Raw genomic sequence first — 267 nt, 5'->3', positions numbered from 1 at the left:
CAGCACCGGCAACCTTGACCTGGCCTCAGGCGAAGGGCGCATTCTGAACTTCAAGGCCCCGGTCGACGCAGTATTGGTCGCCGACCCAAGTGTAGCCGATTTACAGGTGGTGTCACCGGGAGTGATTTACGTATTCGGCAAGGCGCCCGGGCAGACCAGCCTGATCGCGCTCAGCGCCGAGGGCAGGCAACTGGCAGCGTTGAGTCTGTCAGTCGGCAGCAGCACCGAGGCTATCAGTCGTTCATTAAAGGCGTTGCATCCGGGCAG

Annotated in this window: 1 protein-coding gene; it reads left to right on the top strand. The window is 61.4% G+C overall.

From position 1 onward, the window contains the following. Nucleotides 1-267: pilus assembly protein N-terminal domain-containing protein (locus AC0608_RS13750; protein WP_478289467.1), on the top strand; the 267-nt coding region annotated here is incomplete at both ends.

This window comes from Flavobacterium sp. GNP008, assembly GCF_056428965.1.
The sequence above is the reverse complement of the archived record's forward strand: the minus strand, read 5'-3'. Positions and strand labels throughout refer to the sequence as shown.